The organism is Streptomyces sp. NBC_01707 (assembly GCF_041438805.1).
Taxonomy (GTDB): Bacteria; Actinomycetota; Actinomycetes; order Streptomycetales; family Streptomycetaceae; genus Streptomyces.
In genome coordinates this window covers 8012197-8034509 of sequence record NZ_CP109190.1, presented here as the reverse complement: position 1 = coordinate 8034509, position 22313 = coordinate 8012197, and the positions used below count along the sequence as shown (strand labels likewise).

The following is a 22313-nucleotide window of genomic DNA, read 5'->3' as shown; positions in this document are numbered from 1 at the left end:
ACACCGAGCGTGTGCCACGGCCCGCGGCTCTGTCTGTCGTGCGGAACGGGGGCCGCCGGTTCCCTGCCCTGAGGCGCCGGACGGCCCGCGGGGCTCCATGGCGCGGGGCCGAGGGCTCTCCCGTGATCCGTGGTGGGTCGGCGCACGGCGTCGGATGCAGCGCATCCGGCCGACGGTTCCCCTCCCTGAGGCGCCGGACGGCCCGCGGGGCTCCACGGCGCCGCAGGGACAGGCGCTGTCCCGTGAACCCCGGTGGATCGGCGCGCAGCGTCAGATGCGGCGCATCGCAAGGCGAAGGGGCGTCCTCGTACGGACGCACCCGGGCGTTCGGACAACGTGGCGAGGTGCCGTGGCTGTCGTCGCGCCGGCCTGCCAGGGATCACGGGACAGCCCCTGGGTTCCAGGCATGCCCGGACGTCGAGCGATCCCGAACGGTCCGCCGCACATCGCTCGGGCGTCGGAGATGTCCTCGAGCGCCGGACGACCCGAACTTCCCGTCCGGCGCCGACTCGGGTACCAACACCCGACGGGCTCGAATTCTCCGGACGTGAATGCCGGGCACGGGCGGGCAAGCCCGTCCTCGGCTGAAGACGGCAGTCGGGCGCAGGCCGTGGGACGCCGCTCGGTCAGGGGGTCAGCGGCGGGCGGGGGTTGTCGTCCGGCTGGGTGTCGCCCTCACGGATGACTTCGCCCTGGACGACCTTTCCGTCCGGCCGGTGGATCCGGGCCTGCTGGAACGCGTCGGAGAGGCTCCCCGGTGTAGCGGTGCGCATCCGCCGCTCCAGGGACTTCTCCGCGCGCCTGCCGAGCATCGCCCGCACCGGCGGCACCAGCAGCAGAAGTCCCGCCACGTCCGAGATCAACCCCGGGATCATGATCAGCAGGCCGCCGAGCATCAGGAGCCCGTTGCCCTTGCTGCCCGACGGGGCGGCGGGCGACGCGGCGGTGGCCCCCGGCTGCCCCGGCATCCGCTGGAGCGTCTCGGTCAGGTTGCGGAAGGCCCGGCGGCCGGCCGACTTCATCACGACGGCCCCGAGCACGACGCCCCCGATCAGGAGCAGCAGCACGGTGAACCCGCCCGCGACGTCGGCCACCACGGTCAGCAGCCAGATCTCCAGCACCACCCACGCGGCGACGGCGAGGGGGATGAAGGTGCGGGCGCGCGAGCGCCGCGGGGCGGTCGGGGGCGGTGTGCCGGTCGTCATGGTCCCCAGTGTGCCTGGACGCACGTCCGAGCGGGATAAGCGGGATGTGAGGGCGTCAGGAGGGCTTGCGGCCCAGGACCCGGTTCGCGCGGGCGGTGACGCCCCACGACGTGACCCGCCACAGCGCCTCGACGAGGATGTCGCGGCTCATCTTGGAGTCGCCGATCTCGCGGTCCACGAAGGTGATCGGGACCTCGACCACGTGGTATCCCGCGTCGACGGCGCGGCGGGCCAGGTCGACCTGGAAGCAGTAGCCCTGGGAGGCGACCTCGTCGAGGCCGATGCCCTGCAGGGTCTCCGACCGGAAGGCCCGGTAGCCGCCGGTGACGTCCCTGGTCCGCAGCCCGAGCAGCAACCGGGAGTACGTGCTGCCGCCCCGGGAGATCATTTCGCGGGACTTGGGCCAGTTGACGACGCGCCCGCCCGGCACCCAGCGGGACCCGAGCACCAGATCGGCGCCCTTGAGGGCGGTGAGCAGCCGGGGCAGTTCCTCGGGCTGGTGGGAGCCGTCGGCGTCCATCTCGACGAGGACGCCGTAGCCGTGCTCGATGCCCCAGCGGAAGCCCGCCAGGTACGCGGCACCGAGCCCTTCCTTGGCCTGCCGGTGCAGTACCTGGACCTGACTGTCGGCGGCGGCGAGCTCGTCGGCGATCTTGCCGGTGCCGTCGGGGCTGTTGTCGTCGGCGACCAGGATGTCCGCGTCCGGCACTGCGGCGCGCACCCGGATGACGATCGGCTTGATGTTCTCGGCCTCGTTGTAGGTCGGGATGATCACCAACGCTCTGCCGAGCGGGCCGTATCGCCTCTGACCGCCGTCGTTCACTAACTGCCCCTCACGTCCGTACGCAGGTGCACACCATATCGACCGCGTCCGGGGCCGAGGACAGACGCGGTCGGAAGGTATCGGGAGCCGGGCCGGACAGAAGGAGGGAAGTGCGGACAGAAGCTCGGACGGAACTGCGGATCGGGGCCCGGCGTCCTTCGGGCCGACCTGGGTCCCGCTGGCTGCGGGTCGACCGAAAGCCGTTGTCTACTGAACGTCCGGGCCCCACCCGGGTCGCACCTGCCGTCCGGTTCGAACCTTCCCTCGCCCCCGAGGCGCGGGCGCTGAACCTGGCTGTCAGTGGCGGTGCGCCGGTGCGGCGCACCACCCCATGACCCAGCGGCGTTCGACGACTGCGTGGAGGTTCAACCGGTCGGACGTCCTGTGGTGGACTCGGCCGAACCTACCGGCCCGTGGGCGCATTCTGTCAATACCCGTCTGACCTGCAACGTTTACCGAAGTCGCCTGGTCAGTACCGGAGATTCCCAGGTCGCGGGGAAGCGACGGCGCCTTCGATCGGCGGTACGAAATGTCCGGACGTCACCCGTTCGGCCTCACGTAGACAGTTTGTCCGAAGATCACGGTACGCAGACAGACCGGAAGTTCACCGCCAGGGGTGAGGTCCGGCAGTCCCGGCGTGCCGGAACGCGGGTCGGTCGACCAGCGGGCGACCCGGTCGTCCGGGGCCTGCACCACAAGCTCCTCGGTGCGCCAGACGGCGTAGTCGGCAGGTGCACCGGGCACCAGCGTGCCCGCGTCGTCGCGGCCGACCGCCCGCCAGCCGCCCCTGGTGTGCGCGGTGAATCCCGCCCGTACGGAGATCCGGTGCTCGGGCGAGCGGTGGAATGCGGCGGCCCGTACGGTCCCCCACGGGTCCAGCGGGGTCACCGGGCTGTCCGAGCCGAAGGCGAGGGGCACACCGGCCCGCAGGAGGCCCGCGTAGGGGTTCAGGGTGCGGGCCCGCTCGACGCCGAGCCGCTGCGCGTACATGCCGTCCTCGCCGCCCCAGGCAGCGTCGAAGGCGGGTTGGACGGAGGCGGTCAGACCCAGCTCCGCGAAGGCGGCGACGGTCTCGGGGGTGAGCATCTCGGCGTGCTCGACGCGGTGCCGGGCGGCTCGGATGCGGGCCAGTCCGAGCGTTTCGGCGGCTGCCCGGACTCCGGCCACGACGGCGGAGACCGCGGCGTCGCCGATGGCGTGGAAGCCGGCCTGCAGACCTGCCTCGGTGCAGGCGGTGACATGGGCGGCGATCTGCGCCGCGTCCAGGTGGGCGGTACCGGTGTGGCCGGCCGGACCGTCGGCGTACGGCTCGTGCAGGCACGCGGTGTGCGAGCCGAGGGAGCCGTCGACGAAGAGATCCCCGGCAGCGCCGATCGCGCCGAGTTCGCGGATCCGGCGGGCGTCCTTCTCGTCGCCCACCTGCTCGGCCCAGTAGCCGAAGACCCGCGGGCCCGGCCGCCCGGCGGCGAGCTTCAGCAGCCCGGTGAAGTCCTCCTCGTCGGAGATGTCGGGTCCGCCGCACTCATGGACGGTGCCGATGCCGAGCGAGGCGGCGCGGTCCAGCGCGGCGCGCTGTGCGTCGGCGCGCTGCCGCGGCGAGACGGCGTCGTGCGCCGCGGAACGCACCGCGTGGTGGGCGGCGTCGGTGAGCGGGGCGTCGGGGTGGTAGCCGGCCAGCGCGGTGACCCCGGGGACCAGATCGAGGAGCGCCGTGGTGACGACCGCGGAGTGCACATCGATCCGGGGCAGATAGACGGGCCGGCCGCCGGCCGCCGCGTCGAGCTCGCCGCGCGACGGCGGCCGCTGCTCCGGCCAGCGTGCGGCGTCCCACCCATGGCCGAGGACGACCCGGTCGGCGGGGTGCGCGGCCGTGTGCGTACGAACGAGGTCGAGGGCCTCGGCAAGGGTGCGGGCGCCCGAGAGGTCCAGACCGGTGAGGGCCAGACCGGTCGCTGTGGTGTGGACGTGCGCGTCGGTGAACGCCGGAGTGACCAGCGCCCCTTCGAGGTCGATCACTTCGTCGACGCCGCTCGCGAAGGCGTCGGCGGCCCCTTCGGAGCCGACCCAGGCGACATGGCCGCGTTCGACGACCATGGCGGTGGCGAAGGGGTCGGCGGGGCTGTGGACGTCTCCACCGCGCAGCAGCACGGTGCGGTGTTCGCTCTGGGGGGCGGTGCTCTCGGTCATGCCACCAGTCTCGCGCCTGCTCGGAGCGGCGCCGTCCGCACCCCCCTCGGGTCCGGGTCCGGCGCGCCTCAGATCTGCGGGGGCCGCGCCTCGTACGGGGTGGAGAGGACCACGGTGGTGCGAGTGGAGACTCCCGCGAGCGAGCGGATCCGGGTGAGCAGGTGCTCCAGCTCCAGCGGGGTCGCGACCCGCACCTTGAGGATGTAGTTCTCATCGCCCGCGACGCTGTGGCACGCCTCCAGTTCGGGCACGCCGGCGAGCCGCTCGGCGATGTCGTCCGGCGCGCTCGGGTCGAAGGGTTTCACCGAGATGAACGCGGTGAGGGGCAGCCCGACGGCCTCGGGGTCGACGACCGCGGCATAGCCCCGGATCACCCCGCGCTGCTCCAACCTTCGGACACGCTGATGAACGGCCGAGGTGGACAGGCCGGTGGCCTTGCCCAGGTCGGTGTAGCTCATCCGCCCGTCCTTGACGAGCAACTCCACAATCTGACGGTCCAGCTCCTCCATGCGGTCAACCTATGGCCCCGGGTCCCTCCAGGCACAGTCGAAGGGGCTCCGAACAGGGCACCTGCACCGGGCATGTGACGAATGCCACAGGTTTACGGGTGGGTAGCCGGCGACCTCGCGGTTACGGCCGATGCGCGACGGGAAGTGCTTGCTGTGGTCGAGGCCGTGGCGCCTTGTCGGCCCACCCGAGGGGGAGATTCTCCATGCAGAGCCTGAAGCTCACCGGACGTACCGAACCGGAGCCTGTCGAACCCGTCGAGGACTCCGCTCCCGACGCGTACGACACTTTTGAGATGTACCGGGTGATCTGCCCGGACTGTGCGCAGCCGATCGCGCTGCTGGCCGACGAGGTCGTGCTGCCGGAACACGCACTGTGCCCGACCCCGTGGAACCCGTTCGTGCTCACGGTGTGCGCCGGAACCGGCCGCGGCGTCGCGCAGACGCGTCCCGCCGACGAGTCGCTCGAACTCCACGAGCAGGACACAGGCCTGCTGTTGACGCTCCCTCAGGGGCTCGACTGGCGGATGCAGCCCTTCTCGCACGCCGGTGGTGCCGGTTCGCGCCCGATGCGGGTCCCGCAGATGCGGCGCAACGCCGCCTGACACGGTCCGACGCCGCCCCACGCGGCCGTCATTGCCACCGGAGACCTCCGGCAGCACCTGAAGACGCCTGCACTGCACCACGACGGCCGGACCGGCGTGGTGCGGGCAGCATCGAGCCATGCCCGCGAGCCAGGGGAACCTGGCGAACGGGCGCTCGAATCCACCCGGCAGTGACCCGGCCCCGCCCCACGCCGTTGGCCTGACATGACGCTGCTGCATTCAACGACCGGCCCCGGTCGCCGCCGTCTCGCCGCTCCGGCCTCCGAAGAATCGGTTCCGCGACCCGGCTCCCAGCCGGCGCCGAAGACCGCGCCCGCGCCTTCTCCGCCGCGCCCGGTGCCGCATTCGACCGATCCGCCCATCTACCGGGCCATGCTGAGCCATTGGGAGTCCACCGGGCGGACCTTGCCGGGCCGCCATGACCAGGAGTGGAACCGGATCATGACGACGCCCGTGTGGTCGGACCGGCCGCTGCGGCTCAGCGCGTCTCGGGACCTGCGAGGTGGCGCGCGATGACCATGCGCTGAATCTGGTTGGTGCCTTCGACGATCTGCAGCACCTTCGCCTCGCGCATCAGCCGCTCGACAGGGAAGTCGAGGGTGTAGCCGTAGCCGCCGAGGACCTGGACGGCGTCGACGGTGACCCGCATGGCCGCGTCGGTGCAGAACAGCTTGGCCATGGCGGCCTGACGGGAGAACGGCCTGCCGGCGTCACGCAGCCTGGCCGCCTCCAGGTAGAGCGCGCGGCCCGCCTCGATCTGGGTGGCCATGTCGGCGAGCATGAACCGCAGCCCCTGGAAGTCCGCGATGGGACGGCCGAACTGCTGTCGCCCGGTGGCGTATCCGACGGCCTCGTTCAGGGCGGCCTGCGCGACACCGATCGCACAGGCGGCGATACCGAGGCGCCCGGAGTCGAGTGCCGACAAGGCGATGGCGAAGCCCTGCCCCTCCTCGCCGATCCGGCGTACGTCGGGCACCCGTACGCCGTCGAAGTGCAGTTGGGCGGTGGGCGAGCCCTTCATCCCCATCTTCTTCTCGGGGAGGGCCGCGTTCAGCCCCTCCGCGTCGCCGGGGACCAGGAAGGCGGTGATGCCGCGGGCACCCTCGACGCCGCTACGCGCCAGGACGGTGTAGAAGTCGGCGATCCCGCCGTGAGTGATCCACGCCTTGGTGCCGGTGATGATCCAGTCGTCACCGTCCCGCACGGCCTTCGTGCGGAGCGAGGCGGCATCGGAGCCCGAGGCGGGCTCCGAGAGGCAGTAGGCGCCCAGCAGGCCGCCTCCCAGCATCGCCGGCAGATGTTCCGCCTGCTGATCCTTGGTGCCGTATCCGGCGAGGGCGTGGCAGGCGAGCGAGTGGACACTGACACCGAGACCGACGGTGAGGCGGGCGGCCGCGAGTTCCTCGAGAACTTGGAGATAGACCTCGTACGGCTGGTCGCCGCCGCCGTAGGCGGAGTCGTACGGCAGACCGAGGAGTCCGGACTCGGAGAGCAGGGTGAAGACTTCGCGCGGGAACCGGCCGGCGTCCTCCTCCTCGGCCGCCCGTGGCGCGATCTCCCGCTGGACGATGTCGCGGACCAGCGCGACAAGCTGCCTGGACTCCTCGGTGGGCAGACGACGCTCCACCAACTGCGGGGCACGGTCGGACATGACGGCGCTCTCCTCCCTGTCGGGCGTTGCGGCGGTCGCGCGCGCGGGGTGTGAGCGGCGCCGCCGGGGAATTCCGGGCCGGGGCCCGGACAAGCACTACTACTCAGCCGATGCTGCCCTCCCGGATTACGAGAGTTGCTGGCCAGCGGCTGTGGCGGGTCGAGTATGCCCGATCGGACGGTATCCGTCACCGGGTGCCGGATCGGGCGGCCCGGCGGTCCGTGCGGGCCCGGATCGCCATCGGGATGGTCCGAACCATTGACCCAACTGGTCTAGTCCATCTACGGTTCCAATCCGGTCGGCCTTATCGCGTTCATGCCAAATCTGCGCGGGGTCGGCCGTACGTCCCCCCACTCGCACGCCCCCTCCCCCACGAGGAGCCACGATGATCGGACTTCACCGTCCCCGCGCCCGGTTCCGGGCGCTCGCCGCCGCCGTCTGTACCGCCGCCCTCGGCGCCACCCTCCTCGGTGCCGCAGGCCCGGCATCGGCCGGCGCGGCCACCGAGCACGCCTCGGCCACCGCGGCCGCCGAAGCCACCACGTCAGCGGCCGGCGACAAGGTGGTCGGATACTTCACCGACTGGGGTGTCTACCAGCGCAATTACCACGTCAAGAACATCGAGACCTCGGGCTCGGCCGACAAGCTGACGCACATCAACTACGCCTTCGGCAATGTCACCGGCGGCAAGTGCGCGGTCGGCGACAGCTACGCCGACTACGAGAAGGCGTACACCGCCGACCAGTCGGTCGACGGCGTCGCCGACACCTGGGACCAGCCGCTGCGCGGCAGTTTCAACCAGCTGCGCAAGCTGAAGAAGCTGCACCCGAATCTGAAGGTCATCTGGTCGTTCGGCGGCTGGACCTGGTCCGGCGGCTTCGGTGAGGCGGCGAAGAATCCGGCCGCGTTCGCCCAGTCCTGCTACGACCTGGTGGAGGACCCCCGCTGGGCCGACGTCTTCGACGGCATCGACATCGACTGGGAGTACCCCAACGCCTGTGGTCTGACCTGCGACACCAGCGGCCGTGACGCCTACGGCAACGTGCTGGCGGCGCTGCGCGCCAAGTTCGGCACGGGCAACCTGGTCACCTCGGCCATCACCGCCGACGGCTCGGACGGAGGCAAGCTCGACGCCGTCGACTACGGGGGCGCCGCGCAGTACGTCGACTGGTACAACCCGATGACGTACGACTTCTTCGGCGCCTGGGACGCACAGGGCCCGACGGCCCCGCACTCCCCGCTGACCTCGTACACCGGCATTCCGAAGGAGGGTTACACCAGCGACGCCGCCGTCACCAAGCTCAAGGCCCTCGGCGTCCCCGCCTCGAAACTGCTGCTCGGGATCGGCTTCTACGGACGCGGCTGGACGGGCGTGACGCAGGACGCTCCGGGCGGCACGGCGACCGGCGCGGCCGCGGGAACGTACGAGGCGGGCATCGAGGACTACAAGGTCCTCAAGGGCAGCTGCCCCGCGACCGGCACCGTGGCCGGCACGGCGTACGCGCACTGCGGGACCAACTGGTGGAGCTACGACACCCCGGCCACCATCGCCACCAAGATGGACTACAAGAACCAGCAGGGCCTGGGGGGCACGTTCTTCTGGGAGTTGAGCGGTGACACCGCCGCCGGCGAGCTGATCAAGGCGATCAACTAGCCGCGACCCTGCGATCCCGAGGGGCGGGGAGCCCGGGAGGCTTCCCGCCCTCTTCCGCCGACGGCCGACTTCTCACATCAGGCCGGCCTGGGTGACGAACATGGCGACGAGGACGACGAGCGTCCAGCCGAGGACGTTCTCCAGCAGCTTGGACCGGTCCTCGGGACCTCCGGTCCGCGCGCGGCGGCGGGCAGTGACGGTGGTTGCGGTGGTCGCGGTCATGGCATCTCGCTCGGTCGTCCGGCAGTGAAGTCCCCCCATGACCCGTCCAGAGTGCCAGCCGGTCAGGCTCCCGGGGTAGATGACATCGGTCACTGCCCCGGGAGCGCCGGACCGCGTCAGCGGATGCCGACGGCCGCCAGAGCCCGCTGCTGGGCGGGCGTCGGGTGGGCCGGGAAGTAGAGGTAGCAGACCCCGCCTGTGCCGGACGCCACATTGCCGCTCGCGTTGTAGCGCTTGGTGCGGAGCCAGATCGTCTCCCACTCGTGCCGCTTGTAGATCCGGCGGACGGCCGCGTCGTTCGGCGAGGCCGGGTCGTTGGCGATCACGTCGCCGTCCGCCGTGAACCCGATCACGGTCATGAGATGGCCGGAGGTTCCGTACCCGGCCCCGGTCAGCTCCTCCTTGAGGAAGGACTGCGACGTTATGGCCGGGATGCCGGCCCGGATCAATGTCTCCAGGTCGGTCAGCGAGCGCAGCCGCGTGACGACCGCGCTCATGTCGTCGTACGTGGCGGCATACGCGGCGTTGAACGGCCAGTTGCCGCAGCCCTCGTACTGGTAGTCGTACGTGAAGCGGGCCGCGTGGCAGACCTGCGGGTCGGCCAGGCCCGGCTCCACCCAGGCCAGGTCATCGGCGGTGGGTCTGCGCCCCCAGTACTCGATGATCATCTGCGAGGAGGTGGGGCTGCACCACGCCTCACCGCCGTTGTCGTACTCCGGGTACTGGCCCGCGTGCACGCTCTGCGAGTAGCGCGGCACCGGCAGCTCCCGGGCGAGGCCGGGGGCGCTGGGCTCCACGGTGAAACGGTCGGGGATGTCCGAGGCCATCGCGCCGAGCCGCCACACGGTCGGGGTGAGGCTGCTGCCCGGGGTGCGGTACAGGGTGAGTCGCAGCTGGTACGAGACCAGCCGCAGCCCGCTCGCCGCGTCGTCCACCGAGAAGGTGTCGGTCCAGATGGAGCTCCTGCCGTCGGTCTGGTCGTCGACGGAGGTGCGGCGGATGTCGCCGTCACCCGCCGCCCAGCGGCCCATCACGTACCAGGGCGTGTCGGTGCCGTCCGAGTAGCGGCCGTTCAGCTCGATCTGGATCCAGGTGCCTGCCGGGGTGTCCGCGTTCCAGGACGCGATGACCTCGGTCGCCGGGACCGTGGACCGGTGCCGGGGCGAGGTCCAGGTCGCGTACTCCCAGGTGGCGGTGTTCCCGGTGTGCGGGTCGGTGTAGTCGGTACGTCCCCGGGGGGAGCCGATCACCAGACCCGGCCTGCGTCCTGCGACGGCGCGCGTCCCGGTGCCGCAGCCGCTGCGCCAGTCGGTGTACGTACTCCAGGAGTGGTTGTCCACGAGCGAAGCGGCCGCCGCAGCCGCATCGGGCGGGGCAGCGGCCGGGATCGCGGCGGCTGCGGAGCCGGCGGACGACGCCGTGCCGGCGGCGGCCGCCACCGCGAGCGCGGCGGTCAGCACAGTTCTGCGTGAGGTCGGTCGGTTCATGGGCGAAACCCCCGGTCGTAAGCGGAGTGGGGCTGCGGGTGCACGACAGTGCGCCAACTATTGCGGTTCACAGCCGGATTGGGCCAGCGAATCGCAGTGTGCCGACGAACCAATATTGGTCTGGTCCACTGGCGTGACCTGCGGTTGCTCCGGACCGGCTCGTAGGCTGGGCCATATGAACGACCTCTCGCGCCGCGCCTCCGGGCTGCGCACCCTGGCGCCGTCCTGCGGGCCGGTCCGGCTGATCGGCGTCGACGGCCACGCAGGTTCGGGCAAGAGCACCCTCGCGTCCCGCCTCTCGGCCGCGCTCGACGACGCCCCCGTCCTGCGGCTGGACGACCTGGCCACGCACGAGGAGCCGTTCGCCTGGGTGGACCGGCTGCGCGACCAGGTGATCGGGCCGCTGTCGCGCGGCGAGAGCGCGCGCTATGCGCCGTACGACTGGACCGCTCGCCGGTTCGGTCCGCCACGCACTCTGGAACCCGCGCCGGTGGTGCTGATCGAGGGCGTGGGCGCGGGTCGCCGTGCGCTGCGCCCGCATCTCGCACGACTGTGGTGGATGGAACTCGGTCCCGCGGCGTCGTGGGAGCGGGGCCGGCGCCGGGACGGGCCCGCGCTTTCGGCGTTCTGGGACGGGTGGACCACGGCCGAGGATGAGCACTTCGCCGCCGATCCCTCGCGCCCCTACGCGGACGCTCTGGTACTCCAGTTGCCCGTGGGGTACGAGTGGCTGGAGGGACCTCGTGCGACAGCAGGAGCGAACCGTTCCGTCACCCACCGTGATCCTCCCGCAACGACGTACTGAGCAGTCGGGAATGGGTCCGGAACTGCCCCAACTGTGCTTGACCCGGGGCCGGTACAGGTCTTACGTTCTCAATGTGCGGCTTTTCGAAGCCCCCACGGACACGAAGCCCCCGGTTGTTCCCCCGTGATCGGGGGCTTCGTTCTGCTCTCGCACGCCTCTTCCCGCTGCTGTGCACGACCTTCCGCTTACCCTCGGTCACGGTCCCTGCTCTGCCTGCGGCGCTCTTAGTCGCGCACTCCCTGCGCAGGTACGATGCCTTTCGGTGCGGTCAATTCCCTTCCGTGGCACAGTGGTTCAGCGCGCCTCGACGGGCGGTCGTGCGGCGGGAGATCCTGGGGGCACGGCTTGTGGGGGACCTGATGGACATCGGCACGCAGGGCGCACAGGCCCCGGCCGACCTCGCCTGGCTGCGCGGCGTGGACGCCTACACGATGGGCGCATACCCGCAGGCCGAGGAGGAGTTCAGAACAGCGGTGCGGCTGGATCCCGGCATGGCGGACGCCTGGCTCGGTCTCCACGCCCTGCGCATCGACACGACGGCCGCGTTACTGCGGATGTACCGGCATCGCGACCGGTTCGGCGAACAGCGCACCCGCCATCGGCGCACGCTCAACTCCTGGTACTGGCTGGGCTGGTGGGTGCAACCGGTGCTGGAGAGCCCACGCGACCTGCTGCTCGCGCACGCGTCGCACTGGCTGGACGGGCGTCATGTCGCCGAACTGGACCGGGCGTTGGCCGGACTGCCACCGGTGGACACGGACCCGCAGGTGCGGTTCCTGCACGCCTGCCGGTCCTATCTGGTCAAGGACTGGGAACAGCTCGTACGCAACACCGAGCAGCTGGTCGACGATCCGCTGCTCGGCATCGAGGCGGGGCTCTTCGGCGGGATGGCGCGGGTGCGGCTGGAGATGTACGGGCAGGCCGAGCCGCTGCTCTCCACCGCACTGATGCGCTGCCGCAGCGAACAACCGCAGCGCAAGGAGCTGCGCTACTGGCTGGCCCGCGCACACGAGGGCACCGGCCGCAGCGCGGCCGCCCTGCCGCTCTACCGGGCGGTGCACCGGATCGATCCGGCCTTCATGGACACATCGGCGCGGCTCGCAGCCATCGCGGACTACGACGGGCTGGAAGGCACCGACGAGGCGGCAGGTCTGGCCTCCGTGTCACTGACGGGGTTCGGCATGGACGGCACGGTCGCGGAGGCGCAGCAGGACGGCGACTCTCTGCTCGGCACCGATCTGGTGGACGGCCGGGAGCTTCGGCCCGGTGGAGAACCGCAGAACATGCCGGGTGTCGGCGGGCTGCCTCCCGCCGACGGGGCGGGGGCACGGGAGAAGACGGCGGTGCCAGGTCAGTCGTCGCCGCAGCCGTTCCCGGCAGGGCCCAGCGATCCGGTGCTGCTCGCCGAGGCGCTGGCGGAGCTGGAGCGGATGGTCGGCCTCGAACCCGTCAAGCGCCAGGTCAAAGCCTTGTCCGCGCAGCTGAACATGGCGCGGCTGCGGGCCGGCGAGGGGCTTCTGGTCCAACCCCCCAAGCGTCATTTCATCTTCTCCGGACCGTCCGGGACCGGGAAGACCACGGTGGCCCGGATCCTGGGCCGGGTCTTCTACGCGCTGGGGCTGCTCGGCGGTGACCACCTCGTCGAGGCGCAGCGTTCCGATCTGGTCGGCGAGTTCCTCGGCCAGACCGCGGTCAAGGCCAACGAGCTGATCGACTCGGCGCTCGGCGGGGTGCTGTTCGTCGACGAGGCGTACAGCCTCTCCAACTCCGGTTACAGCAAGGGCGACGCGTACGGGGACGAGGCGCTGCAGGTGCTCCTCAAGCGGGCCGAGGACAACCGCGACCATCTCGTCGTCATCCTCGCGGGCTACCCCGAGGGCATGGACCGGCTGCTGGCCACCAACCCCGGGCTCTCCTCCCGGTTCACCACCCGGGTGGACTTCCCCAGCTACCGGCCGCTGGAACTCACCTCGATCGGCGAGGTGCTGGCCGCCGACAACGACGACGTGTGGGACGAGGAGTCCTTGGAGGAGCTGCGCTCGATCAGCGGCCATGTCGTCGACCAGGGCTGGATCGACGAGCTGGGCAACGGGCGGTTTCTGCGCACGCTGTACGAGAAGAGCTGCGCGTACCGGGATCTGCGGCTGTCCGGGTACGCGGCGGTGCCCACACGCGACGACCTGGCGACGCTACGGCTGCCGGATCTCATGCAGGCGTACGGCGAGGTGCTGTCCGGCCGGGGGCCGGTGGACCGGGGGCCGCAGGAGCCTCCGGGACTGTGACGGTGCGGTGGGTCGGGTCGCAGGCACCGGGCCCCCGCCCGGCGGCCGGTCACGGTTTCGCAGCCCCGCCGCCGTGCGGATGTGTCCTCACACACCGGACGGGCGTGAGTTCGCCGTCCCTGACGCCGGACGGGCCCGGATGTGGCTCCCGTCCGGCGATGAGACCTGGCCTGGTTGTCAGGTTCGTGCCGCCAGTGGCTGGAGTTCGTCCGCGCCGGGGCCCGCCGGTGCGGCCTCGACCGTCCGGCGGGGTACCGAGACCCGGTGCGCGGGGTCGCGTACCTCGCCCACCAGCATTTCCAGGACGTCCTCCATCGCGACCAGCCCCAGCACCCGGCCCGACGCGTCGGCCACCTGGGCGAGGTGGGTGGCCGCACGGCGCATCACCGTCAGCGCGTCGTCCAGGGGCAGCTCCGCCCGGAGCGTCGCCATCGGGCGCCAGACGTGTTGCGGAACGGCCCGTTCGCCGTCCTCCAGATCGAGGACGTCCTTGACGTGCAGATAGCCCATGAACGGTCCACCGCCCTCCGCACAGACCGGGAAGCGCGAGTAGCCGGTCCGTACCGTCAGTTCCTCGATCCGGTGCGGGGTGACCGACGGGTCCACGGTCACCAGGGAGGCCCGGTCGAGCAGTACATCGGTGACCGGCCTGCTGCCCAGCTCCAGCGCGTCCTCCAGGCGCTCCTGCGCCTCCGGTTCGAGCAGCCCGGCCTGTCCGGAGTCCTCGACGAGCCGGTTGAGCTGCTCACTGGTGAAGACGGCCTCGACCTCGTCCTTGGGTTCGACGCGGAACAGCCGGAGCACCAGCCGGGCGCAGGCGCCCAGTGCCGAGGTGACCGGGCGGCAGAGCCGGGCGAAGCCGACCAGGCCGGGGCTGAGCCACATCGAGGTCTTCTCCGGGGCCGCCATGGCCAGGTTCTTCGGAACCATCTCGCCGATGACGAGGTGGAGGAAGACCACGAAGACGAGCGCCAGGACGTAGCCGAGCGGGTGGACGAGGCCCTCCGGCAGGTGCACCGCGTGGAAGACCGGCTCCAGCAGATGGGCGACGGTCGGTTCGGCGACGGCGCCGAGGGTCAGTGAGCAGACGGTGATGCCGAACTGCGCGGCGGCCATCATCTGCGGCAGGTTCTCCAGGCCGTACAGCACCTGCCGGGCCCTGCCCGATCCGGCCGCCGCGAGGGGTTCGATCTGGCTGCGGCGTACGGAGACCAGTGCGAACTCGGCACCCACGAAGAACCCGTTCGCCAGCACGAGGAGCCCGGCGAAGAGCAACTGGACGACGCTCATCGTGCGGCCTCCAGGACAGCGCGTTCCGCCGACGGCGCGTCGACGGTCTCCGGCACATCGGCTATGCGTACGAAGCGGACCTGTTCGGCGCGGTAGTGCCCCACCTGGCGAACCGAGATCCGCCAGCCCGGCAGTTCGGCCCGGTCGCCGGGGGCGGGAATCCGTCCGAGGAGATCGGCGACCAGTCCGGCCACCGTCTCGTACGGTCCTTCCGGCACGTCAAGGCCTATCCGGCGCAGGGTGAGGACCCGGCAGCTGCCTTCGGCGTCCCAGGCGGGACGGCCGTCCTCGGGAGCGGCGACGGCCAGTTCGGGGCGGTCGGCGCCTTCCGCGTCGTGCTCGTCCCTGACCTCGCCGACCAGTTCCTCGATGATGTCCTCGAGCGTGACCACACCGGCGGTGCCGCCGTACTCGTCGACCACGACGGCGATCGGCTGCTCGTTGCGCAGGCGCTGGAGCAGCTGCTCGACCGGGAGCGTCTCGGGGACGAGCAGGGGCGGTACGGCGATCCGCCCTGCCGGGGTGCGCCGCCGCTCCTGGGCGGGCACGGCGAGCGCGTCCTTGAGGTGGATCATGCCGACGACCTCGTCGATCCGGTCCCGGTAGACCGGGAAGCGGGAGAGGCCAGTGGCGCGGGTGAGGTTCAGGACGTCCGCCGCGGTCGCGGTCGACTGCAGCGCGCTGACCTTCACGCGCGGGGTCATGACGTGCTGTGCGGTGAGTCCGGCGAGCGACAGGGTCCGTACGAAGAGATCCGCGGTGTCCTGTTCGAGGGTGCCGGCCTCGGCGGAGTGCCGGGCCAGGGAGACCAGCTCACCGGGTGTACGGGCGGAGGCCAGCTCGTCCGTGGGCTCGACGCCGAGCAGTCGCACCAGCCGGTTGGCGACGGTGTTCAGCAGGGTGATCACCGGCCGCAGCGCACTGGCGAAGCGGTGCTGGGGGCCGGCGACGAACCGGGCGACCTGGAGCGGCCGGGAGACCGCCCAGTTCTTCGGTACGAGCTCGCCGATCACCATCTGGACGGCGGAGGCGACCAGCATCCCGATCACCACACTGACCCCGGGTACGGCCCCGCCGGGGAGTCCGGTCGCGGTGAGCGGTCCGGCCAGCAGCTGGGCGAGGGCGGGTTCGGCGAGCATGCCGACGACCAGTGAGGTGATGGTGATGCCGAGCTGGGTGCCGGAGAGCTGGAAGGAGAGCTCGCGCAGGGCGTCGACGACGGTACGCGCCCGCCGGTCGCCCGCGGCGGCGGCGCGCTCGGCGTCCGGCCGCTCCACCGTGACCAGCCCGAACTCGGCTGCCACGAAGAATCCGTTGGCGAGGATGAGAAGGAATGCCGCACTGAGAAGCAGCAAGGGGGTGATCATGCCGCCGCCTCCTGGGATGGGGCGGCGCAGGTACTACCGGACGATCCGTCCATTGCTGGAGGGAGTCACTCCTTGGGTCGAAGGAAAGCCCCGCCGGCCTCAGGGGCCTTCTGTGCGGGGCGGGGCGCACACAGGGCGCCACCGCCCTCCAGAGTAATCAAGAAGTGGCCGAACGGGGCAGGGGGCTCAGCCGTTGTCCGTACCCGTGCCGTGATTCTCGGCGAGGGCGCGGAGCGTGCCGGCGTCTCGAATGGCCTGTTCCTTGGCGATTCCGGGCTGGATTCCCAGGGCGGGCATGCTGGTCCCGTCGCTGAGGTCGAGGAACACCCACGGGTCACCGGCCCGCAGGTTGACGCGGACGATCTCCGCCCAGGACAGCCGTCGGGTGCGGGTGAGATTGACCACGGTCACCCCGTGGTCGTCGGCGACGACCTTGGGGCGGCTGAGCAGCGCCAGGACGGCGAAGAAGAGCAGCGCGGTGAAGACGAAGCTGACCCGCTCCCCCGGGCTGAGCTGCTCCAGGCTCATCGCGATGACGGTGATGACGACGAACATCGCCGCTCCCACGGTCAGCAGGACCACCCGGGTACGGGTCGGCCGGAAGGTGACCGGGAGTGTGGGGAGTTCGGGCCGGGGCGCGGGGGCGGACATGGTGTTCTTCTGTCTTCCGGTGGGTCTGGCTGCCGGTGGGTCGCTGGCCGTCCGGCCGTCAGAGGCGGCAGGCGTGGATGGCCGTCGTGAGGATGGCGCGGGCACCGAGCTCGTACAGGTCGTCCATGATCCGCTGGGCCTCCTTGGCGGCGACCATGGAACGGACGGCGACCCAGCCCTCGTGGTGCAGCGGGGAGATGGTCGGCGACTCCAGGCCCGGGGTGAGGGCCACCGCGCGCTCCAGGTGCTCGACGCGGCAGTCGTAGTCCATCATCACGTAGCTGCGGGCCACCAGGACGCCCTGCAGGCGGCGGAGGAACTGCTGCACCTTGGGGTCGTCCTGGGGGGCACCCGTACGGCGGATGACGACCGCCTCCGACTTCATGATCGGCTCGCCGATCACTTCGAGTCCGGCGTTGCGCAGGCTGGTGCCGGTCTCCACCACATCGGCGATGACCTGGGCGACCCCGAGCTCGATGGCGGTCTCGACCGCGCCGTCGAGGTGGACGACGGAGGCGTTGACGCCCACGTCGGCGAGGTGCTTGGCGACGATGCCCTCGTAGGAGGTGGCGATGGTCATGCCGTCGAAGTCCTGCGGGCCGTGGGCCGTGCCGGGCTTGGTGGCGTAACGGAAGGTGGAGCGTGCGAAGCCGAGCTGGAGGATCTCCTCGGCATCGGCCCCGGAGTCCAGCAGCAGGTCGCGGCCGGTGATGCCGATGTCGAGGCGGCCGGAGCTGACGTAGATCGCGATGTCACGCGGCCGCAGGTAGAAGAACTCGACCTCGTTCTCCGGGTCGACGAGGACGAGTTCCTTCGACTCCTTGCGCTGCTGGTAGCCGGCCTCATGGAGCATCGCCATCGCAGGCCCGGAGAGTGAACCCTTGTTGGGGACGGCGATGCGCAGCATGAGGTCAGGTTTCCTTTGCGAGGAGGCAGTCTTGTGCGGACGTGCGGATGTGAAGGTGTGCGGCGGTCGTGCTCAGAGGTGTGCGTAGACGTCGTCGAGGGAGATCCCGCGGGCGACCATCATCACCTGGACGTGGTACAGCAGCTGCGAGATCTCCTCGGCGGCGGCGTCCTTGCTCTCGTGCTCGGCGGCCATCCAGACTTCGGCGGCCTCCTCGACGACCTTCTTGCCGATGGCATGGACTCCCTTGTCCACCAGCTCGGCGGTGCGGGAGGTGGAGGGGTCGCCGTTGGCGGCCTTGAGCTGCAGCTCGGCGAAGAGCTCTTCGAAGGTTTTGTTCGCCATGATGGTTCTTAGAGTACGGGGTGCCGCCCCCTCGCTCAGCGCCAGGGCTCGCTGACGGTGCGCAGCGTCGCAGCGGTGGCGACGGCCGCGGTGACCGCTTCGTGCCCCTTGTCCTCGTTGGACCCTTCGAGCCCGGCCCGGTCGAGCGCCTGCTCCTCGGTGTCACAGGTCAGTACGCCGAAGCCGACCGGGACCCCGGTGTCGACGGCGACCTGGGTGAGGCCGTTGGTGACGCCGTGGGACACGTACTCGAAGTGGGGTGTGCCGCCGCGGATGATTACACCGAGGGCGACGATCGCGTCGTAGCCGCGGCCGGCCAGCACCTTGGCGACGACCGGGAGCTCGAAGCTGCCGGGGACCCGGAGCAGCGTCGGCTCGTCGATACCGAGGTCGTGCAGGGCACGCAGTGCGCCGTCGACGAGGCCGTCCATGACCTTCTCGTGCCACTGGGCGGCGATCACCGCCACTCGCAGGTCACCGCAGTTGCGTACGGACAGTTCGGGTGCGCCCTTGCCGCTCATGTTTCTCCTACCGCTCGTTTCCGTGTTCGTTACTGGTTGCCGCAGGTCGACACCGAGGCGGCGTCGAGCCAGGGCAGGTCGTGTCCCATGCGGTCCCGCTTGGTGCGCAGGTACCGCAGGTTGTGCTCACCGGCCTGGACGGGCATCGGCTCGCGGCCGGTGATCGCGAGGCCGTGCCGCACGAGTGCGGCGGTCTTGTCGGGGTTGTTGGTCATCAGCCGGACGCCGTGGACGCCGAGGTCCTTGAGGATCTGGGCGCCTGCCCCGTAGTCCCGGGCGTCGGCGGGCAGGCCGAGCTCCAGGTTGGCGTCGAGGGTGTCGACGCCGTGCTCCTGGAGTTCGTACGCGCGCAGCTTGGAGAGCAGGCCGATGCCGCGGCCCTCGTGGCCGCGCAGATAGACGACGACGCCGCGGCCCTCGTCGGTGATGCGCCCCATGGCCGCGTGCAGCTGCGGGCCGCAGTCGCAGCGCTGGGACTGGAAGATGTCGCCGGTCAGGCACTCGGAGTGGACCCGGACGAGAATGTCTTCGCCGTCACCGAGGTCGCCGTGGACGAGGGCGACATGCTCGACACCGTCGACCGTGGAGCGGTAGCCGTACGCGGTGAACTCGCCGAACGATGTCGGCAGCCGCACCTCCGCCTCGCGGCGGACGGTCGGCTCGGAGGAGCGGCGGTAGGCGATCAGGTCCTCGATCGAGATGATCGTGAGGCCGTGCTTGCGGGCGAACGGCACCAGCTCGGGCAGTCGCAGCATCACCCCGTCCTCGCCGGCGATCTCGACGATCGCACCGGCGGGCCGCAGCCCGGCGAGCCGGGCCAGGTCGACGGCGGCCTCGGTGTGGCCGTTGCGGACGAGTACGCCGCCGGACCGGGCGCGGAGCGGGAAGATGTGGCCGGGGCGCACGAAGTCGGCCGGGCCCGCCTGACCGCCCGCCAGCATCCGGAGCGTGGTGGCCCGGTCGGCGGCGGAGATTCCGGTGGTCACGCCGTGTGCCGCGGAGGCGTCGACCGAGACGGTGAACGCCGTGCGCATCGACTCGGTGTTATGGGCGACCATCTGCGGCAGTTCGAGCCGCTCCAGTTCGTCGTTCTCCATCGGCGCGCAGATCAGGCCGCGGCATTCGCTCATCATGAAGGCGACGATCTCGGGCGTGGCCATCTCGGCCGCGATGACGAGGTCGCCCTCGTTCTCCCGGTCCTCGTCGTCGACGACGACGACGGGGCGTCCGGCCGCGATGTCGCGGATCGCCTGCTCGACGGGGTCGAGGGAGAGGTCCTCGACGACGCTCTCGTGTTGCGGGTGCAACCAGGTGGGCTGAGCAGTCATGCCGTGGCTCCTTCCAGAGCGGGTGTCCGCGTACGCAGCCACCAGTCGCGCATGCCCCACAGGACGAGCGCGCCGTAAATGACGTAGACGAAGCCGGAGAAGGCGAAGCCGTTGGCAAAGTTCAGCGGCACACCGACCAGGTCGACCAGCAGCCAGGCGAACCAGAACTCGACCATGCCGCGCGCCTGGGCGTACATCGCGACGACCGTGCCGACGAAGATGTACGCGTCGGGCCACGGGTCCCACGACAGCGTCGGGAACGCGGTGAACAGCCCGCCGACGGCCAGGGTGCCGAGGGCGGCGCCGCCGACCAGGAAGGCGCGCTCGCGCCAGCTGGCGAACCGTACGGCGATGGAGCCGTCCTGGGCCTGCTGCTTGCCGCGGTTCCACGACCACCAGCCCCACGCGGCCACGACGATCACCACCAGCTGCTTGCCCGCACTGCCCGAGAGGTGGGCGGAGGCGAAGGCGGCCAGCAGGATCACGCCGGAGACCAGCTGCGCGGGCCAGGTCCATATGGAGCGCCGCCAGCCGAGCGCGAGGGCGGCCAGACCGACCGTGTTGCCGATCATGTCGGACCACTTGATGTGCTGGCCGAACAGGGCGAAGGCCTCCGAGTTGAGCCAGCCGACGGCGCTCACTTCGTGTCCTCCCGGTCCCGGTCGCCGAGCAGCCTCTCGACGTACTTCGCGATGACGTCCACCTCGAGGTTGACCGGGTCGCCGGCCTCCTTGATGCCGAGCGTGGTCAGGGCGAGGGTGGTGGGGATGAGGCTGATGGTGAAGTAGTCGGGTCCGGCGTCGACGACGGTCAGACTCACGCCGTCGACGGTGATCGAGCCCTTCTCCACCACATACCGGGTCAGTTCCGCCGGGAGGGAGATCTTCACGATCTCCCAGTTCTCGGAGATCTTGCGGTCGACGATGCGGCCCGTGCCGTCGACATGCCCCTGGACGATGTGCCCGCCGAGCCTGCCGCCGACCGCCATGGGGCGCTCGAGGTTGACCCGGGAGCCGGTCTCCAGTGCGCCGAGGCTGGACCGGTTCAGGGTCTCGGCCATCACATCGGCGGTGAACTCGCCGTCGCCGAGGTCGACGACGGTGAGGCAGACGCCGTTTACGGCGATGGAGTCGCCGTGCTTGGCGCCTTCGGTGACTACGGGACCGCGCAGGCGGAATCGGGAGGCGTCGCCGAGCTTCTCGACGGCGGTGACCTCACCCAGTTCTTCGACAATTCCGGTGAACACTCAGTTTCCCTTCCGGGCAGGGCCGGGGACGGCGGTGATGCGCAGATCGGGGCCGATGCGTACGGTCTCGGTCACGTCGAGGCGCAACGCCTGGGCGATGGTGGAGATTCCTGCGTCGGCGAGGGCCGTGGGGCCGGCGCCGAGGAGCACGGGGGCGAGATAGCCGACGACCTTGTCGACCGTTCTCGCAGCGACGAAGGCCCCGGCCAGGGTCGGGCCGCCTTCGAGGAGTACGGAGCGGACGCCGCGCGCGTGCAGGGCCGCGAGCAGGGCGTGGATGTCCAGGCCGGGGCCGGTGGCGGCACGCGGCAGCCGCAGGACGGTCCCGTCGGGCAGATGGCCGGTGTCGGCGTCCTCGGCGACCGCGACCAGGGTGGGCGCCGTGTCGTCGAGGACGCGGGCGCCGGGGCGCACCGCCGTGGCGCCGGTGTCGACGACCACACGCAGCGGCTGCACGGCGCCCTCGACGCCGCGCGCACCGAGCTGTGGGTCGTCGGTACGGGCGGTGCCCGAGCCGACCACCACGGCGTCGGCCTCGGCGCGCAGCCGGTGGACGTCGGCGCGCGACTCGGGAGAGGTGATCCAGCGGCTGGTGGCGTCGGCGGCGGCGATCCGGCCGTCGAGCGTCGCGGCGTACTTCCACAGGACGTACGGGCGGCCGAGCCGGACCGAGGTCAGCCACGCGGCATTGCCCGCCTCGGCCTCGTCGGCGAGGAGCCCCTGTTCGGCCTTGATCCCGGCCGCCCGGAGGGTGTCCGCGCCCCCGGTGGCCTGCGGGGTCGGGTCGGCCACCGCGTACACGACACGGCTGACACCCGCCTCGATCAGCGCCTGGGCGCAGGGGCCGGTGCGACCGGTGTGGTTACAGGGCTCGAGAGTGACGTACGCGGTGCCGCCGCGGGCCTTCTCGCCTGCTGCGCGCAGGGCGTGGATCTCGGCGTGCGGCCCTCCGGCGCGCTGGTGGAAGCCTTCGCCGGCCGGGCGTCCCTCGGCATCGAGGATCACGCATCCGACAACCGGGTTGGGGCTGGTGGAGCCGAGTCCGCGGACGGCGAGCGTGATCGCTCGGCCCATGGCGGTGCTGTCGGCTGCGGTGTCCACCGGGTCCTCCTGCCTCTTCGGGCACGGACTCCGGGGCCTGTCGATGACGACAGATGAAGCGGAACGCAACAGGAAACGCCGAAACCGAAGACACGGACGCAGGTCTTCCGGAATCCGGAAAACGCATCCG

Annotated in this window: 21 protein-coding genes; 4 read left to right on the top strand and 17 right to left on the bottom strand. The window is 71.0% G+C overall.

Annotated features, from left to right (window positions below; genetic code table 11):
• Nucleotides 1–626 precede the first annotated feature (626 nt).
• From fxsA to OG963_RS36000, 4 genes are all read right to left on the bottom strand, one after another.
• Complete coding sequence (gene fxsA / locus OG963_RS36015) at nucleotides 627–1205, bottom strand: FxsA family membrane protein (protein ID WP_030919055.1); 579 nt, start codon at nucleotides 1203–1205, stop codon at nucleotides 627–629.
• A 55-nt stretch (nucleotides 1206–1260) separates the two neighbouring features.
• Nucleotides 1261–2028, bottom strand: coding sequence for a polyprenol monophosphomannose synthase (locus OG963_RS36010; protein ID WP_093775421.1), 768 nt, complete (start codon nucleotides 2026–2028; stop codon nucleotides 1261–1263).
• 540 nt (nucleotides 2029–2568) lie between these two features.
• Nucleotides 2569–4215 carry an amidohydrolase gene (locus OG963_RS36005; protein ID WP_319325456.1) on the bottom strand — a complete coding sequence of 549 codons (1647 nt, stop codon included), beginning with the start codon at nucleotides 4213–4215 and terminating at the stop codon, nucleotides 2569–2571.
• A gap of 68 nt (nucleotides 4216–4283) precedes the next feature.
• Nucleotides 4284–4724: an Lrp/AsnC family transcriptional regulator gene (locus OG963_RS36000; RefSeq protein WP_024493538.1), complete on the bottom strand. Its 441-nt coding sequence runs from the start codon at nucleotides 4722–4724 to the stop codon at nucleotides 4284–4286.
• A 203-nt stretch (nucleotides 4725–4927) separates the two neighbouring features.
• On the opposite strand from OG963_RS36000, the gene OG963_RS35995 reads away from it, so the two are divergent.
• Entirely contained in the window at nucleotides 4928–5326 is a 399-nt protein-coding gene (locus tag OG963_RS35995) for a hypothetical protein (RefSeq protein WP_030919046.1), read from the top strand.
• A gap of 478 nt (nucleotides 5327–5804) precedes the next feature.
• On the opposite strand, the gene OG963_RS35990 is transcribed toward OG963_RS35995, so the two are convergent.
• Nucleotides 5805–6977 carry an acyl-CoA dehydrogenase family protein gene (locus tag OG963_RS35990; RefSeq protein ID WP_093775416.1) on the bottom strand — a complete coding sequence of 391 codons (1173 nt, stop codon included), beginning with the start codon at nucleotides 6975–6977 and terminating at the stop codon, nucleotides 5805–5807.
• Between the two features lie 385 nt (nucleotides 6978–7362).
• Here OG963_RS35990 and OG963_RS35985 point away from each other — a divergent pair, with 385 nt between their 5' ends.
• Nucleotides 7363–8631, top strand: a complete 1269-nt coding sequence (locus OG963_RS35985; RefSeq protein WP_093775414.1) for a glycoside hydrolase family 18 protein — start codon at nucleotides 7363–7365, stop codon at nucleotides 8629–8631.
• 72 nt (nucleotides 8632–8703) lie between these two features.
• Here OG963_RS35985 and OG963_RS35980 read toward each other — a convergent pair whose 3' ends face one another.
• A complete protein-coding gene (locus OG963_RS35980) occupies nucleotides 8704–8853 on the bottom strand; it encodes an SCO1431 family membrane protein (RefSeq protein ID WP_107490410.1) in 150 nt (49 codons plus the stop codon).
• Between the two features lie 116 nt (nucleotides 8854–8969).
• Entirely contained in the window at nucleotides 8970–10340 is a 1371-nt protein-coding gene (locus OG963_RS35975; protein WP_093775412.1) for a peptidase C39 family protein, read from the bottom strand.
• 175 nt (nucleotides 10341–10515) lie between these two features.
• Between OG963_RS35975 and OG963_RS35970 the strand changes: the two genes are divergently transcribed.
• Entirely contained in the window at nucleotides 10516–11145 is a 630-nt protein-coding gene (locus tag OG963_RS35970; protein ID WP_093775410.1) for a uridine kinase, read from the top strand.
• A 359-nt stretch (nucleotides 11146–11504) separates the two neighbouring features.
• Nucleotides 11505–13427, top strand: coding sequence for an AAA family ATPase (locus tag OG963_RS35965; protein ID WP_371800346.1), 1923 nt, complete (start codon nucleotides 11505–11507; stop codon nucleotides 13425–13427).
• Between the two features lie 177 nt (nucleotides 13428–13604).
• Here OG963_RS35965 and OG963_RS35960 read toward each other — a convergent pair whose 3' ends face one another.
• From OG963_RS35960 to ribD, 10 genes are all read right to left on the bottom strand, one after another.
• Nucleotides 13605–14717 carry a hemolysin family protein gene (locus OG963_RS35960; RefSeq protein ID WP_093775406.1) on the bottom strand — a complete coding sequence of 371 codons (1113 nt, stop codon included), beginning with the start codon at nucleotides 14715–14717 and terminating at the stop codon, nucleotides 13605–13607.
• Entirely contained in the window at nucleotides 14714–16084 is a 1371-nt protein-coding gene (locus tag OG963_RS35955) for a hemolysin family protein (protein ID WP_030919022.1), read from the bottom strand. Before OG963_RS35955 ends, OG963_RS35960 begins: the two co-directional genes overlap by 4 nt.
• Before the next feature lie 186 nt (nucleotides 16085–16270).
• Nucleotides 16271–16735, bottom strand: a complete 465-nt coding sequence (locus OG963_RS35950; protein ID WP_030968850.1) for a PH domain-containing protein — start codon at nucleotides 16733–16735, stop codon at nucleotides 16271–16273.
• A gap of 58 nt (nucleotides 16736–16793) precedes the next feature.
• A complete protein-coding gene (gene hisG / locus OG963_RS35945) occupies nucleotides 16794–17642 on the bottom strand; it encodes an ATP phosphoribosyltransferase (RefSeq protein WP_093775404.1) in 849 nt (282 codons plus the stop codon).
• A gap of 72 nt (nucleotides 17643–17714) precedes the next feature.
• On the bottom strand, nucleotides 17715–17987 hold the full coding sequence (locus OG963_RS35940; RefSeq protein ID WP_018524273.1) for a phosphoribosyl-ATP diphosphatase: 273 nt from the start codon (nucleotides 17985–17987) through the stop codon (nucleotides 17715–17717).
• Between the two features lie 35 nt (nucleotides 17988–18022).
• Nucleotides 18023–18508, bottom strand: coding sequence for a 6,7-dimethyl-8-ribityllumazine synthase (ribH, locus tag OG963_RS35935; protein WP_030919009.1), 486 nt, complete (start codon nucleotides 18506–18508; stop codon nucleotides 18023–18025).
• Nucleotides 18509–18537: 29 nt separating this feature from the next.
• Entirely contained in the window at nucleotides 18538–19836 is a 1299-nt protein-coding gene (locus OG963_RS35930) for a bifunctional 3,4-dihydroxy-2-butanone-4-phosphate synthase/GTP cyclohydrolase II (RefSeq protein ID WP_093775402.1), read from the bottom strand.
• Nucleotides 19833–20477 (bottom strand): nicotinamide mononucleotide transporter family protein, encoded by a 645-nt coding sequence (locus OG963_RS35925; protein ID WP_030919002.1) that lies wholly within the window; start codon nucleotides 20475–20477, stop codon nucleotides 19833–19835. Before OG963_RS35925 ends, OG963_RS35930 begins: the two co-directional genes overlap by 4 nt.
• The gene (locus OG963_RS35920) at nucleotides 20474–21082 is read right to left on the bottom strand and encodes a riboflavin synthase (protein WP_030918999.1); all 609 of its coding nucleotides are present in this window, start codon (nucleotides 21080–21082) and stop codon (nucleotides 20474–20476) included. Before OG963_RS35920 ends, OG963_RS35925 begins: the two co-directional genes overlap by 4 nt.
• Nucleotides 21083–22183, bottom strand: a complete 1101-nt coding sequence (gene ribD, locus OG963_RS35915) for a bifunctional diaminohydroxyphosphoribosylaminopyrimidine deaminase/5-amino-6-(5-phosphoribosylamino)uracil reductase RibD (RefSeq protein WP_371799831.1) — start codon at nucleotides 22181–22183, stop codon at nucleotides 21083–21085.
• Between the last annotated feature and the right edge of the window lie 130 nt (nucleotides 22184–22313).